We start from the raw sequence: 14319 nt of genomic DNA on the forward strand, positions 1-14319 counted from the left end.
AAAGAATTGACACAACGGACAATTGTCCGTAGACTATGAATTGCACTTACGGACAGTTGTCCGTTCACTCATTATATAGAACAATCTGCCCGCAGGTCAATGTAGAACGCGGACAGCTGAGGAGGAGAAGAGATATGGATCAGACCTTGAAGCAGGAAGCCGATTTCCGGCTGTCCAGTATTCTGGTTCCCTTGCTGGCCATTATTGCAGGAGTATTTATGGTTGTGCTGGACAGTACGGCGATGAATGTAGCCTTGTCCAGGCTGGTGGTTGATTTCAAGACGGATCTGCATACGCTGCAGTGGGTAGTTACCGGATATATGCTGGCTCAGGCTTCCGTTATTCCGCTGTCAGGCTGGCTGTCAGACCGGTTCGGAGCCAAGACGGTATTCCTGACGGCGGTAATTGTGTTCACGATAGGCTCGATTCTGTGCGCTACACCAAGCAGCGCCGAATGGCTGATTGTTTTCCGGGTCATTCAGGGACTGGGCGGCGGCTGTGTGCTCCCTGTCGGGATGGCCTATGTGTACAGACTGGCTCCCAAAAGCAAAGTTGGCGTTGTCATGGGCATTATGGGCATTCCCGTCCTGTTCGCACCGGCTATTGGTCCGGTATTGTCGGGCTGGCTGGTTGAATACCATTCCTGGCGCTGGATCTTCCTCATTAATATTCCGATTGGCATCATTGCGGTGCTGATTGGACTGCGCAAGCTGCCGAATGCGGCGAAGAATAGCGTGCCTGGCATGGATAAGCTCGGTATGGTTCTTGGACCGCTGGCTTTTGCTTCGTTAACCTACGGGGTTAGCCAGGGCGCGCAGAGCTGGACCTCTGAGAAAACACTGATCGGGCTGCTGCTGGGCGTTGTGGCGCTGATCGCTTTTGTCATCGCTGAACTGCGCTCCAAGACACCGCTGCTGGAGCTGCGGATTCTGAAATCCGTTGATTTCACGACAGGAATCATCGTGCAGTGGATTGCCCAGTTCGGCTTATACGGCGCGTTATTCCTGCTCCCGCAATTTCTGCAGCAGGCCCGCGGCTTCGGCGCATTTGATACCGGTCTGACGCTGCTGCCGCAAGCGATCGCTTCCGGGCTGATGATGCCGATTGCCGGGATCCTGTTCGACCGGATCGGTGTGCGCTGGCTCGTGGTCTGCGGTCTCAGTCTGGTCTCCGGCGCGTTATTCCAGTATTCTCATGTCGATCTTACCACGCAGAGCCGTGACCTGATCCTCCCGCTGATCATGTGCGGGGCTGGAATGGGCATGATGATGATGCCGATGAACACGCATCTGCTCAACAAGGCGCCAAGCCATCTGGTGAACCGGGTAACCTCGCTCACGAACTCGATGCAGCAGGTAATTACTTCGCTGGCCGTCTCGACTCTGGTGACGATTCTGACTGCAAGAACAACCGCGCGCGGTTTAGAGATGCAGGAAGCGGCAGCTGCTGCCGGGAAAAGTACCACAGGCGCTTCACAGCAAGCGTTGCTGCTGGCTAAGCAAACCGTATTATCGCAGGGCTTCGCGGACACGTTCCACATTATGATGTTTGTCGCGCTTGGCGGTGCGGTCCTTGGACTGCTGCTGCGCCGGGGCCGCCATTCTGGAACTGAACATTCTAAGGAACAGGCAACGCCGGAAATCATGCACGTATAGTAATGCCCATATAGAGCTTATGTTGCCAAAGAGCAGCGATTCTCCTTTTGCCGGAGGATCGCTTTTTGTGTTGATTTCTCTTCTGGATATCCTGATGCAGGAGCAGAAATTGGGGCAAGCTAAGCTAAGGAAAATCAATACAACACAAATCCGATGAATATAATCGGAAAAAGTTGTTGACGCAGGTAACACCCCGGTGTTACGATACATTTTGCCGGTAAATACGGTGCCTAAAGAGAAGATACGAGAGGGGATTCATCGAATGAAAAAACTAAGTCTAACTATTATGCTGCTCCTGACCATGGTCACGGCTGCGGCTTGCGGAACCAACAATACTGACAAGACAGCAACGGGCGGCAATACTCCGGCGGAACCCACGGCTGCGGCTACAGAGGGTGCAGCTTCAGGGGAGCAGAACAGCCTGGAGGCCGTCAAAGCCAGCGGCAAGCTGCGCATCGGAACCGAAGGAACCTACGCACCGTTCACCTTCCATGATGCGGACGGCAAGCTGACGGGCTTCGATGTCGAGATCGCCGAAGAAGTGACCAAGCGCCTCGGTGTGAAGCCGGAGTTCATTGAGACGCAATGGGACGGGATTTTTGCCGGGATGGATGCTAAGCGCTTCGATGTGATCTTCAATGAAGTCTCGATCACCGATGAGCGTAAAGTGAAATATGATTTCTCCGATCCGTATATTGTCTCCAAGGCTGTGCTGATCGTCCCCGAGGATAATCAGGATATCAAGACCTTCGCTGATCTGAAGGGTAAAAAGGCCGGCCAGTCCCTCACCAGCAACCTCGGCAAAATCGCCACAGACAACGGTGCGGAGATCGTATCTACCGAGGGCTTCAATCAGGCGATTGATCTGCTGACCTCCGGCCGGATCGATGCTACCGTGAATGACGGCTTGTCCTTCCTAGATCTGAAGAAGCAGAAGCCGGATATCAAGATCAAGAAGGTGGATGAGATTGCCGAAGGCTCGCATAGTGCCGCAGTCTTCCTGAAAGGGAATGACGAGCTGGTGCAGGCTGTGAACGAAGCGCTGACCGCTATGAAGAGCGACGGAACCTACCTTAAGATCTCCGAGAAGTATTTTGGCGCTGACGTATCGAAATGATGGATGACCGCCAAATACAAATATTTCTCGATTCACTGCTGCCTCTGTTTAAAGCCGGGGTGGCTTTTACCCTTCCGCTTGCGGGGGTATCCTTTATTCTGGGGCTGCTGCTGGCGGTGATTACTGCACTTGCCCGGCTGTCCTCCTTCAGGCTTCCAAGGCTGATCGCCCGTTTCTATGTCTGGGTGATCCGGGGAACGCCGCTGCTGGTGCAGCTGTTTATTATTTTCTATGGACTACCCGCCGCCGGGATTGTGCTTGATCCGTTCATCGCCGCTGTCATCGGGTTCACGCTCAGTGTCGGGGCCTATTCTTCGGAGATTGTCCGGGCTGCTATTCTGTCTATTCATAAAGGCCAGTGGGAAGCCGCGTTCTCCGTGGGGATGAGCCGGAAGCAGGCTCTGCGCCGGGTGATATTGCCTCAAGCTGCCCGCGTGTCGGTTCCGCCGTTATCGAATTCTTTTATTAGCCTGGTCAAGGATACTTCGCTTGCGGCCAGTATTACTTATGTCGAGATTTTCAGAAAAGCCCAGCAGATTGTGGCGACATCCTATGAACCCCTGCTGTTATATTGCGAAGCGGCGCTGTTCTATCTGCTGTTCTGTTCCGTATTGTCGGCGCTGCAGAATTACTTGGAGAAGCGGCTGGACCGGTATTCGGCCAGTTAAGGTTAAGGAGGCACACGCATGATTGAAATACGCGATTTACATAAGTCCTTCGGCCCGCTTGCGGTGCTGAAAGGTGTGGATCTCACCGTTGAACACGGACAGGTGATGGTCATTATCGGACCTTCCGGCTCCGGCAAAACCACGCTGCTGCGCTGCTTCAACCTGCTGGAGACCCCCGACAAGGGCAGTCTTACGCTGAACACGATTAAGCTGGATTTCACCCCGGGCGCCAAAATTCCACAGCGTACCGTACTGTCCCTGCGCCAGCAGACAGGAATGGTGTTCCAGTCTTATAATCTGTTCCCGCATATGACGGCGATCGGCAATGTCATGGAGGGACAGATCACGGTGCAAAAGCGTTCCAAGGAGGAAGCGCGCAGCAAGGCGCTGGCACTCTTGGACAAGGTGGGTCTGGCAGACAAGGCAGATGCGTATCCGCATCAGCTGTCCGGCGGCCAGCAGCAGCGCGTAGCAATAGCCCGCGCCATGGCGGCCACGCCGGAGGTGCTGCTGTTCGATGAGCCGACCTCGGCGCTTGACCCTGAGCTGGTCGGCGAGGTGCTGAAGGTCATCAAGCAGCTGGCCCGGGAAGGAATGACAATGGTCATCGTCACCCATGAGATGAAATTCGCGGCCGATGTGGCCGACCGGATCATCCTGATGGACAACGGAGTTATTTTGGAGCAGGGAACCCCCCAGCAGGTACTGGAGCAGACGAAGAACCCGCGCGCCCTCCAATTCCTTAACCGGTTGAGCGGGGAAGAGTGATTGCGGACGTAGTATATTAAGGCAGACCGGGAGGGGAGTCCTGGTCTTCTTTTTTATTGTTTTGTAGGAAATTATAGTTACTGTCTATTGCGGATAAGTTGTACAGCAGCATATGGACCGAATGTATGTGAAAAACAGCATACATTGTTTTCGCGCGAAGGTAATCTTATTCATCCGTTAGGATGATTTTGTTCATGGGAATCTACGTGTAGTTCACCTGAACTTACCGGAGGTGGGCGGCGAACGTAAATGAAGAGCAGAAGTGCACTTGAATCTGTGTTTGTAACTCCCCCTCTTAAACAGCGGAGCGTGCTCCAAAGCGTCGCCGTAATTTATACTCCATTACAAATACAATAAAAAAAGGGGGTCCTCATCAGAGCTCACTCGTTGATATTTCCTCATTTATAAACTAATTTGCCTGAGTAGAACATGTGATCCTGCGTATGAATCTGGATCAGTGTGCTGCCCAGTTTGTGATTGTCACGGTAAGCGGTAACTTCCAGAATGCCGTCCGTGGCTGCGGGTTGGGAAGAGCCGTCTGCTATGGGACTCCAGTAGATTGTGTCACCTGATTGAACTGCGGCAGCTTGCCGCTGTGGGAGTATCTTGGAATCGGCCGGATTCCATAGGAGCAGTTCTCCTTCGGAGGCTTGCAGCTCAATCCTGTCGGCACCTTCAGCAACAAGGGTTAAGGGAAAGCCCGGCACACTGCTCATGAACATAGAATACTTGCCCAGCGGAAATTCGACATCGGGTTGTACCGCTACCGGGGCGCCGTCAGCTGCATAAGCTGTCACCATGAACCCGCTGTAAACGGGAGAAGGGTTAGCTGGATCGCCGCTGTTTTCAAGGAGCGGTCCCCAGATGGCGATTAAGAGTATAATCACACAGGAGAGTACAGTGGTCATAATTTTTCTGCGAAATGTCCAAGCTGAGGTCTTTGGCGTACCGGAATTATTCGTGACTCTGCGGATTATAGTTTGTTTGAGTGCCTCGTCTGCTTTGATTTCGTTCATCCCCTGCACATATTTATGCTTCATCATCATCCCACTCCTCCATTATCTTCGTCTTCAGAAGGGCTTTGGCCCGTTTAAGCTGTGTGCGGACCGTATTCTCATTGATGCTCAGGAGCTGCGCAATTTCTGCTGTTTTGTAGCCCTTCAGCCGGTCCATTAGGAAGAGGGACTTCTTCATAGGGGGAGAACCATTTCCGCCACGGGCTGCGGATGACGTCCCTGCACGTATTAATTGTTACTCTTATAAACCATGCTTTCTCATGCTCCGGGTTGTTAAAGATACGTTGGTGCTTGAAATACTTGATGTATACCTCTTGGCACACATCCTGAGCATCCGCCAAATTACCGAGATGAGCCAGTGCCAAGCGAAGTATCATATCGGCATACTGGTTGACAGTAGTTGTTAAGTTGTCAGGTTCATTCAAAAGGTTGTCGTTGTTCCCCATTATTCGCCTCCATTCACTCCTAACACGTATGGTAAGCGGAGAATGTTTCACTTCACAATAAGCCTACGTATTTCCTGTCAAAAAAACAAGGCTGCCCCCTAGCCGTAACGGCTTCCGGGACAGCCTTTTATCTATCATACGCGGATAAAGCGGTATGAACGAATCCAACCTTCCTTTACTTCTGTGTGCCGCCATCGCTAACGGACTTCAGATAGTCCAGCGTGTTATACAGCATAACTGCTGCTTCAGCGCGGGTAATGGTGCTTTTCGGATTGAACTTACCGCTGGCATCGAGGGTAGTGATCTTGTATTTCAGGGCCCGCTGAATGCTGCCCTGGTAGGAAGGGTCCAGCGCGTCTGCATCTGCAAGTTCAACCGGGACGAGGTTAATCATCGGCAGGTTGCCGGCCTTTTCTACGGCTTGAACCAGCATACTGGTATACAGCTCTTTGGAAATCGGCTTGGCCGAATCGATATTGGCGGGGATATTTACACCATTATAGTGCGCATTGATGAAGGCTTCTGCGTACCAGGCATTATCCTTTACTTTGGAGAAGAGCGCACTTGCCTGGGGAGCCTTATTGAAATCAATTGCCGCCAGGCTAAGCTGGAGACCGCCGGAGATGAACTGTACACCTTGTGCAGTGGATACTATTGCTCCGGGAAGAAACTGGGTATCCGAGATCCCTTTAATGAGGCCCTTTTCCTTTAGTGCATTGATTTGATCCTTGCCGCTTATACTGCCGATATCCTTGAAACTGCTGCCTGCTGCAAACATCTGCCCGCCGAGCGAGAAGGAGAGAAGGGTGGCTGCGGTTAAAGCTGCGATAGTGTATTTTTTCATTGTCATTTGAATTCCACCTCTATTATAGGGTTGGGCCGTTTGGCCTGTATCAACTCCTCTAACGAAGTGAGATCAGAAAAGGTTGCAAGCGTATCAATCCCGATCTGCGGGACCGGTAAGCTACATCACTTCCTGAAATAAAAGATTGCGGTAAGGGTACTTGCTGAACCTGGTTTTGAACAGCAGAGCGATTCCGCTTTCTTCAATCGTAACGGATTTCAGTGACTTGGTCTTCACCAGCCTGCGCACCATGATCCTTACCGCCCGGGTATCCTTACGCCGGATGGCGGCAGCCATAGCTTCCGCGAAGCTCCGGTTAACCGCAAGCTCGCGGTACAACGGGATGATGGAACGCGCTATGCAGCGGTGGGCGTCTGTATTGAAGGTGAACTGGGCGGTTCCCGGCGGAATCGTCGTGCCATTGGTATAGAAGGCAACCGGCAGCGGAAAAGGGAAAGAGATGAAATAACCGATCCCGTTCGTTCCGTAATTCTCCGCGTCAGCAAGTGCGGGGATACTGTGGAGCAAGCTGCCCATCAGGTCCAGGTCGGCAGTGACAATAGCGGTTGTCCATTGCCTGGCATAACTGCGGTTTCCGGCAATTTTCCGGTAGAACGGCAGCATGGCCGCAGCTACGCTGCGCAGTACACGGGCTGTTACAAGCCGCTGCGTCTGCTTAGGTTGTACTTTCGCCATCCGGATCATCCTCACTTTTAAGAGATTAGTTTATATAGAGTATGGGAATTGCGCACAATTCGGAATGGGCAACCACGGTTTCGGCAGAAATATTATCTATGCGTGGAGCGGCAGAGGGGGGCTATTGTGAGCAAGTGATGTTATACTGGTGTCAGGACTTTTCTTTGACGGGCAAGTTTGTTATGCTTATATCGTAACGATTACTAATTATTCTGCAGGAATTGTTCTACTTCCGGAAAGGTGGGAACCCGGGTGAACCGAGTGGCAAATATCAGCCAGCAGTTTGCGGCTCATAATTATAAGCTTACACCACAGCGTGAGGCGATAGTGAGAGTGCTGCTGGATAATGAGAAGGATCATCTAAGCGTGGAAGAGGTATATATGCTGGTCAAGCGCAGTTACCCGCATTTGGGGCTGGCGACGGTCTACCGTACCTTGGAGCTGCTGTGTGAACTTCATATTGTGCAAAAAATGAATTTCGGCGACGGCGTCGCCCGTTATGATCTGCGCGACGACGATCATGTGCATATGCATCATCACCTGATCTGCAATGTATGCGGTAAGCTGGAGGAGATCAAGGATGATTGGCTGGTGGAGCTGGAGGCGCGGGTAGCCCGTGAATACGGCTTCAGTGTGACCGATCACCGTCTGGATTTCAAAGGCACCTATAATAGCTGTCAAAAGAACGGCTGCAAGGGCGACAAGGACTGCCGCGCCGTCTCATAAGCTACATCTGCAACGCACAGAAGGCGCAAGGCTGAAGTTCAGCCTGCGCCTTCTTGCAAATATAAGAAGTTATATGTTTCACTCTATAACTTATCCTTCTATTTCTCGCTGAAACGGTGCCGTCCCTAAAAGGACGGCACAGCCGTTTCCACTTGTGTATACGGAATCTGCAGAATGCCGCTGCTAGGAGCGGTTCGGCACGAAGGATTTGATCCAGGTTCCGAAGCTGCCGGGATTGCGGGTCTGAACCAGGATCACCCCTTCGCCGCGGAACCGGCAGACCAGGGCCTCGCCGCTGGTTAAGCTGTTCAGCCAGCCGGAGGCTGCTTTTTCCACCTTGTAATCCATATAGTCCGGCCAAGCTACAAGGTGTCCGTTATCGATGATCATCTCTTCGCCCGGTCCGAGGTTAATCGCGTGAATCGCTCCGAAGGAGGAGAGGAAGACGGTACCTCTTCCGCTGATTTCGAGAATGAAGAATCCTTCGCCGGAGAACAGGCCGCGGGTCAGATTCTGCATCTTGGTATTGACCTGAATGCCTTGGGTTCCCGCCAGGAATCCGTCCTTCTGTACGATCAGCTTGTACGACCCATCCAGCTCAATGGCCTGTACATCCCCAATGGAACCGGGTGAGAGCAGCACCTCACTCTGCCCGCGCGTGGCGGTCAGCTCCTGGAAGAAGAATTTCTCCCCGCTCAGCATGCGGCCCAGGCCGCGCATAATTCCGCCGTCCACGGTGCCCCGCAGCTCCACATTCGGTGACATGGCGACCATAGCCCCCATCTCAGCCTTAACGCTCTCGCCCGGCTCCAGCAGGACCTTCAGCATGGCGAAGGCGCCGTCATACAGCACATCATATTTCATATAGTACTCCTCCTCATTCTTGCGGTTATTTGTTATGATCACAGGTATGTATCTTGCTCTTCAAGGATACTGTACCAGATAGTCCAACTGCAAGCTGCGCAAGGATCAGAATAATATGTTAGAATGGAACAGACAGTGCAGCCGCACTGAATATAGGATTGACAAGGAGTGTCGCCGCTTATGGCACGGACAAGAACACAGAAGGCGCTGCTTAAGGCAGAGCGCTCAGGCACATGGGTTGCAGAAAGAAACCGCAGACTCAATCAGGATTACGGGGCCATCTCCCAGCATGTCAGAGTTACACCCGGCAAACGCGAGCAATTGAATAAGGTCAAACACAAGGAGCGGATCTTCCATGATGGCGCTCCTTTTGCATGTCTGGGCATAACTGCATAATGCTTAAGCCTGTGCCCTGCTGTGAATACGGTACTCCTTGGGCGACATGCCGAACCGGCTGCGGAAGATCCGGTGGAAATAGGTATAGTTCGCAAATCCGCAGGTCTCGGAGACATGCTCCAGCGGCATGGGGCTGAATGTAATTTTTTCCCGGGCCATATCCAGCCGTACATCATTTACATATTTGACAATCGTGGTGCCGAACGCTTCCTTGAACAGATGAACTGCCCGGGAGACCGAGATATCCACATGTGCGGCCACATCCTCAAGCCGGAAGGCGTAAGAGGCATGCTCTTCAACGTACTGCTTCATCCGGTAAGCCAGATAAGCCTTCGGTGAGATCGCGGGCTGATCAATCATCAGCCGGTCAATCTCCATACAGAGAATCTGCAGATAACATGAAGAGATGTCCGGTGAGGAGTCCGACAAGCGGCGCTGCTCCAGCACAAGCTGGCGGAAGAGGCTGAGAATATGATCGTTCATCGGCAGGCGGAGTACCGCCGGACGCTGCTTGCGTCCCCACCATTCTTCAATCCATGGGCCGCTGCAAAAGATATGATAGTCGCCGCTCTCGATCCTCGGCTTGCCGACAGGATAGACTTCTTTGTCGATACTCAGATAGTAGGGGTCATTCGGTGCGAACAGCATGAGATCACCGCTCTCAACGGTCGTAATGGCGCCGTTCTCCCTGGTGCGGCTGCGCCCTTCAGTCTGGAGCCGCAGCAGATAATACTGTACGCCCTCGCTGCGTGACATATGAAATGGTTTGCGGTGGAAGGAGAATCCGGCGGATAGAATGTGGCAAGCGGCAGATGTTGTCATGTGTCCCTCCTAGTCTAATAAATGATAAGCAGATTGTTCATGTTTTAATCATATTATTCATTTTATTATATACGCTTTCATATTACCATGTACCTAAGCGAAAAACATAAAAATGATGTGGAGAAGGCCGTATTGCGGCGCTAAACGCTACATTTACAAACTCTGGAAACAGTGGATGAAACCAAGAGAACTCGTCGTTCTCCAATGTTTACAGCCCGTTTGTTCAGGTGATGTACTTCAGGGAAGATAACCGGGAGTGCGGCGGCAGCAAGAACTGGATAACTCCGGATCATATAAGGAGTGGGAATAATAATGCTTAAGGTTGGACTACAGCTGTACACACTAAGAGAAGAACTGGAACAGGATTTCGAGGGAACTATACGTAAGGTAGCCGAGCTGGGCTACAGCGGTGTGGAGTTCTTCCACTATTTCGGCCGTACGGCCGAACAGGTGAAGGCGCTGCTTGAAGAGACAGGGCTTGTTGCTGTCGGAGCGCACCGCCCGTACGATGCGATGCTGAATGATACGGAGCAGGAGATTCGCTTCAATCTGGAGTTCGGCAACCGCAACCTGATCGTGCCTTATCTGACAGAAGAACAACGGAACTGGCAGGAGGTAGCGGCGGGTCTGCGGACCATCGGCGAGAAATGCCAGGCTGCCGGTGCTGTTCTGTCTTATCATAATCATGATTTTGAATTCACGGAGAAGGTTGACGGCCAGCCAGCTTTTGATTATCTGTTCGAAGCGGTCCCTGCTGAGCAGCTTCAAGTAGAGATGGATACATGCTGGGTGTATTTTGGCGGATATGATCCGGCAGAATATATCCGTAAGTACGCAGGACGCCTGCCGATCATTCACCTCAAGGATCTGAAGAAGAAAGAAGACGGCTCACCGGAGACTGTAGTGCTGGGCGAAGGTGAAGTGGATCTGGCTGCGATCATTGAAGCAGCGTCTGCGGCTGGTGTGGAATGGGCAGTGGTGGAGCAGGACTTCTGCAGCCGCTCGCCGCTTGGTAGTGTGGCTGACAGCCTGAACTGGATCAAAACATATGAGAATCAAGGAGGAAGTATTCATGTCTAACAAACTCAAAATTGCTATTATCGGTTGCGGTGGTATCGCAAACGGCAAACATATGCCAAGCCTTGCCCGTCAGGAGAATGCCGAAATGGTGGCATTCTGTGATATCGTGGAAGAACGTGCCCAGGAGGCTGCCAAGACCTACGGCTGCGAAGGCGCTGCCGTATTTACCGATTTCCGTGAGCTGCTGGCAACGGGCGGATTCGATATCGTGCATGTCTGCACGCCGAACGACAGCCACTCCGAGATTACGGTTGCAGCACTGGAAGCCGGCAATCATGTATTGTGTGAGAAACCGATGGCCAAGACCACTGCACAGGCTAAGGAAATGCTGGATGCCGCCAAGCGTACTGGCAAGAAATTGTCCATCGCCTATCAGAACCGTTTCCGCGCAGACAGTGAATATCTGAAGGGGCTGTGTGAAGAAGGGGAACTCGGCGATATCTATTACGGTAAGGCTATTGCGCTTCGCCGCCGTGCGGTTCCAACCTGGGGCGTGTTCCTGGATGAAGAGAAGCAGGGCGGAGGACCGCTGATCGATATCGGTACCCATGCGCTGGATCTGACCCTCTGGCTGATGAATAACTACAAGCCGCGTATGGTAGTAGGTTCTACTTTCCATAAGCTGGGCCAGAAGAAGAATGCCGCGAATGCCTTCGGTCCGTGGGACCCTGAGCAATTCAAGGTTGAAGATTCCGCCTTCGGCTTCATTACAATGGAGAACGGTGCTACAATTGTACTTGAAGCCAGCTGGGCGCTGAACGTATCTGAATTCGGTGAAGCCAAGACGATGCTTGCCGGAACGGAAGGCGGAGCCGATATGAAGGACGGGCTGCGTCTGAACGGCGAACGTGCCGGCCGCCTGTATGAGACTAAGGTGGACCTGTCCTCCGGCGGTGTAGCCTTCTACAGCGGAGCTGCGGAGAATGAAGCAGACCGTGAAGCCCGTCTGTGGCTGGAAGCCGTAAGAGAAGACAAGGACCCGGTGGTTCTGCCGGAGCAGGCCTTCGTAGTTACCCAGATTCTTGAAGCAGTGTATGAATCAGCACGTACCGGACGCGCCGTATATTTCGACGGAAGTTCTGACAACTAAGAGCATCTCCGGTTCACGCGACTATCAGAGAAACAGGAGTGGAATCCATGAGTTCAATCAAACATACTGTAGCCATCGTTGGTTACGGCGGAATGGGAAGCTACCATACCCAACTAATCAAAGAGAGTGACCGGGTGGTAGTGACCGGCGCTTTCGATCTGCTGGAAAACCGGCGCGCCTTGGCTGAGGAAGCAGGCTACACCGCTTATTCCAGCTATGAGGAATTGCTGGCAGATCCGGCGGTGGACATCGTACTGATTGCTACACCGAATGATGTGCACAAGGACATCGCCCTTCAGGCTTTTGAGGCGGGCAAGCATGTAGTCTGTGAGAAGCCGGTTGCCATGTCCTCGGCTGAATTCATCGAGATGCAGGCTGCTGCGGAGTCGGCCGAACGGGTGCTGATGGTGCATCAGAACAGACGCTGGGATGAGGATTTCCGCGTAATCAGGGAGATGTATGAGCAGGCGACGATTGGATCACTCTTTCAGATTGAATCCCGGGTGCACGGTGCTAACGGGATTCCCGGCGACTGGCGTCATGTGAAGGAGCAAGGCGGCGGGATGCTGCTCGACTGGGGCGTGCATCTGCTGGATCAGCTGTTGTTCATGATTGACAGCAAGGTGAGCAGTGTCAGCAGCAGCCTGAGCTTTGTCCTCGGCAATAATGTGGATGACGGATTCGATGCGGTGCTGCAGTTCGAGAATGGGATCAGAGCCATCGTGGAGGTAGGGACAACCAACTTCATCACGATGCCAAGATGGTATGTGAAGGGCACCGGGGGAACCGCTATTATTGAAGACTGGTCGCTGAGAGGCAGAATTGTAGCCCCCAACCACGAATCGGAAAAGATTGAACCGACACCGATCCGCGCAGGTGTAGGCTTGACAAAGACCATGGCCCCGCCTTCAGAAGGCTCGACCGTCCTTGAAGATCTGCCTGCGGCATTAGAGATGCCTTCCAGCTTCTATGATAATCTGGCTGCTGTTATCGAAGGTGCGGCGGAACCGATTGTCAAGAATGCCGAGGTACTTCGAGTGCTGAAGCTCATTGAGGCGATCTTTGAAGCTGCAGAGCGTAATGAGACAGTTAAGAATTTCGATATCTACGGAGCTTAAGCTAAGCTTCAATACGACCCTAGGAGAGGTGGAATCTGCAAATGAAACTTGGAGTATTTATGGTGTTGTTCGGCGGCCGCAAGCTGGAGGATGCATTGGATTATGTGGTCTCCAAAGGACTTAAGGCTGTTGAGATCGGTACCGGAGGGTACCCTGGAAACAGCCATTGCAATCCCAAAGAGCTGCTGGAGAATGAAGCGGCCCTTCAGGAATTCAAGCAGCAAATTGAATCCCGCGGCTTGATCATCAGCGCCCTAAGCTGCCACGGCAACCCGTTGCACCCGCAGAAGGAGCTGGCAGACAAGGATCATGAGGTGTTTGTAGACACCGTGAAGCTTGCACAGAAGCTGGGCGTCAAGGTTGTGAATACCTTCTCCGGCTGTCCGGGCGATCATGAAGGCGCGAAATATCCGAACTGGCCGGTTGCCCCATGGCCGAACGATTACCAGGAGATTCTGGCCTGGCAGTGGGAGAACAAGGTCATTCCTTATTGGACAGAGCAGGCGGCCTTCGCCACTGCACATGATGTGAAGATTGGTCTTGAGCTGCACGGAGGCTTCTCGGTACACACTCCGGCTACCCTGCTGAGATTAAGAGAAGCTGCCGGGGATGCCATTGGTGCGAACCTTGACCCGAGTCATATGTGGTGGCAGGGAATTGATCCGGTACAGGCGATTCATATTCTCGGCCGTGAAGGCGCGATCCATCACTTCCATGCGAAGGATACCGTTATTGATCCGGTGAACGTCAACAAGTATGGCCTGACGGACATGCAGTCTTATGCGAATATGCTGGACCGCGCCTGGCAGTTCCGTTCCGTAGGCTACGGACACGATGTTAAGGTCTGGGCAGATATGATGAGCGCACTGCGTCTGGTAGGCTACGACTTTGTAGTCAGCATCGAGCATGAAGACGGCCTGATGTCCATTGAAGAGGGCTTCTCCAAAGCCGTAGACAATCTCAAGCAGGTGCTGATCGAAGAGCCGCTGTCCGAGATGTGGTGGGTTTAACCG

17 protein-coding genes are annotated in these 14319 nt (G+C 52.7%); 10 read left to right on the forward strand and 7 right to left on the reverse strand.

Translation table 11 applies throughout. From position 1 onward, the window contains the following. Positions 1-134 precede the first annotated feature (134 nt). The 4 genes from ACFSX3_RS11205 (at position 135) to ACFSX3_RS11220 (ending at position 4208) form a co-directional block, all read left to right on the forward strand. Entirely contained in the window at positions 135-1655 is a 1521-nt protein-coding gene (locus ACFSX3_RS11205; protein ID WP_209985730.1) for a DHA2 family efflux MFS transporter permease subunit, read from the forward strand. Between the two features lie 262 nt (positions 1656-1917). After that, on the forward strand, positions 1918-2772 hold the full coding sequence (locus ACFSX3_RS11210) for an amino acid ABC transporter substrate-binding protein (RefSeq protein ID WP_209985732.1): 855 nt from the start codon (positions 1918-1920) through the stop codon (positions 2770-2772). Next, a complete protein-coding gene (locus tag ACFSX3_RS11215) occupies positions 2772-3440 on the forward strand; it encodes an amino acid ABC transporter permease (RefSeq protein WP_209986391.1) in 669 nt (222 codons plus the stop codon). Before ACFSX3_RS11210 ends, ACFSX3_RS11215 begins: the two co-directional genes overlap by 1 nt. 18 nt (positions 3441-3458) lie before the next feature. Beyond that, positions 3459-4208 (forward strand): amino acid ABC transporter ATP-binding protein, encoded by a 750-nt coding sequence (locus ACFSX3_RS11220; RefSeq protein ID WP_209985737.1) that lies wholly within the window; start codon positions 3459-3461, stop codon positions 4206-4208. 398 nt (positions 4209-4606) lie between these two features. Here the strand turns inward: ACFSX3_RS11220 and ACFSX3_RS11225 are convergent, their stop codons facing one another. From ACFSX3_RS11225 to ACFSX3_RS11245, 5 genes are all read right to left on the reverse strand, one after another. Continuing rightward, positions 4607-5254 carry a hypothetical protein gene (locus tag ACFSX3_RS11225; RefSeq protein ID WP_209985739.1) on the reverse strand — a complete coding sequence of 216 codons (648 nt, stop codon included), beginning with the start codon at positions 5252-5254 and terminating at the stop codon, positions 4607-4609. Beyond that, positions 5238-5402 carry an RNA polymerase sigma factor gene (locus tag ACFSX3_RS11230; protein ID WP_379256670.1) on the reverse strand — a complete coding sequence of 55 codons (165 nt, stop codon included), beginning with the start codon at positions 5400-5402 and terminating at the stop codon, positions 5238-5240. The genes ACFSX3_RS11225 and ACFSX3_RS11230 overlap by 17 nt, the downstream gene beginning before the upstream one ends. Next, positions 5323-5670: an RNA polymerase sigma factor gene (locus ACFSX3_RS11235; RefSeq protein WP_209985745.1), complete on the reverse strand. Its 348-nt coding sequence runs from the start codon at positions 5668-5670 to the stop codon at positions 5323-5325. Before ACFSX3_RS11235 ends, ACFSX3_RS11230 begins: the two co-directional genes overlap by 80 nt. A 175-nt stretch (positions 5671-5845) precedes the next feature. Continuing rightward, positions 5846-6520, reverse strand: coding sequence for an S-layer homology domain-containing protein (locus ACFSX3_RS11240; RefSeq protein ID WP_209985749.1), 675 nt, complete (start codon positions 6518-6520; stop codon positions 5846-5848). A 114-nt stretch (positions 6521-6634) separates the two neighbouring features. Then, positions 6635-7210, reverse strand: a complete 576-nt coding sequence (locus tag ACFSX3_RS11245) for a hypothetical protein (RefSeq protein ID WP_209985751.1) — start codon at positions 7208-7210, stop codon at positions 6635-6637. Positions 7211-7462: 252 nt separating this feature from the next. On the opposite strand from ACFSX3_RS11245, the gene fur reads away from it, so the two are divergent. Next, positions 7463-7936, forward strand: a complete 474-nt coding sequence (fur, locus tag ACFSX3_RS11250; RefSeq protein ID WP_036729146.1) for a ferric iron uptake transcriptional regulator — start codon at positions 7463-7465, stop codon at positions 7934-7936. A gap of 183 nt (positions 7937-8119) precedes the next feature. Here the strand turns inward: fur and ACFSX3_RS11255 are convergent, their stop codons facing one another. Further along, a complete protein-coding gene (locus ACFSX3_RS11255; protein ID WP_036729143.1) occupies positions 8120-8800 on the reverse strand; it encodes a TIGR00266 family protein in 681 nt (226 codons plus the stop codon). 180 nt (positions 8801-8980) lie between these two features. Here ACFSX3_RS11255 and ACFSX3_RS11260 point away from each other — a divergent pair, with 180 nt between their 5' ends. Beyond that, on the forward strand, positions 8981-9196 hold the full coding sequence (locus tag ACFSX3_RS11260) for a hypothetical protein (protein WP_209985754.1): 216 nt from the start codon (positions 8981-8983) through the stop codon (positions 9194-9196). 3 nt (positions 9197-9199) lie between these two features. Here the strand turns inward: ACFSX3_RS11260 and ACFSX3_RS11265 are convergent, their stop codons facing one another. Continuing rightward, positions 9200-10018, reverse strand: coding sequence for a helix-turn-helix domain-containing protein (locus ACFSX3_RS11265; RefSeq protein ID WP_209985756.1), 819 nt, complete (start codon positions 10016-10018; stop codon positions 9200-9202). Between the two features lie 312 nt (positions 10019-10330). Between ACFSX3_RS11265 and ACFSX3_RS11270 the strand changes: the two genes are divergently transcribed. From ACFSX3_RS11270 to ACFSX3_RS11285, 4 genes are read left to right on the forward strand one after another with little or no spacing between them, the layout of a single operon-like run. Next, positions 10331-11098, forward strand: a complete 768-nt coding sequence (locus ACFSX3_RS11270; RefSeq protein WP_209985759.1) for a sugar phosphate isomerase/epimerase family protein — start codon at positions 10331-10333, stop codon at positions 11096-11098. After that, on the forward strand, positions 11091-12188 hold the full coding sequence (locus tag ACFSX3_RS11275; RefSeq protein WP_209985761.1) for a Gfo/Idh/MocA family protein: 1098 nt from the start codon (positions 11091-11093) through the stop codon (positions 12186-12188). The genes ACFSX3_RS11270 and ACFSX3_RS11275 overlap by 8 nt, the downstream gene beginning before the upstream one ends. Positions 12189-12235: 47 nt before the next feature. Beyond that, positions 12236-13306, forward strand: coding sequence for a Gfo/Idh/MocA family protein (locus ACFSX3_RS11280; RefSeq protein ID WP_209985765.1), 1071 nt, complete (start codon positions 12236-12238; stop codon positions 13304-13306). Between the two features lie 41 nt (positions 13307-13347). Then, positions 13348-14316, forward strand: a complete 969-nt coding sequence (locus ACFSX3_RS11285) for a sugar phosphate isomerase/epimerase family protein (protein WP_209985768.1) — start codon at positions 13348-13350, stop codon at positions 14314-14316. Positions 14317-14319: the final 3 nt, after the last annotated feature.

This window comes from Paenibacillus rhizoplanae (genome assembly GCF_042684125.1).
Taxonomy (GTDB): Bacteria; Bacillota; Bacilli; order Paenibacillales; family Paenibacillaceae; genus Paenibacillus_AQ; species Paenibacillus_AQ rhizoplanae.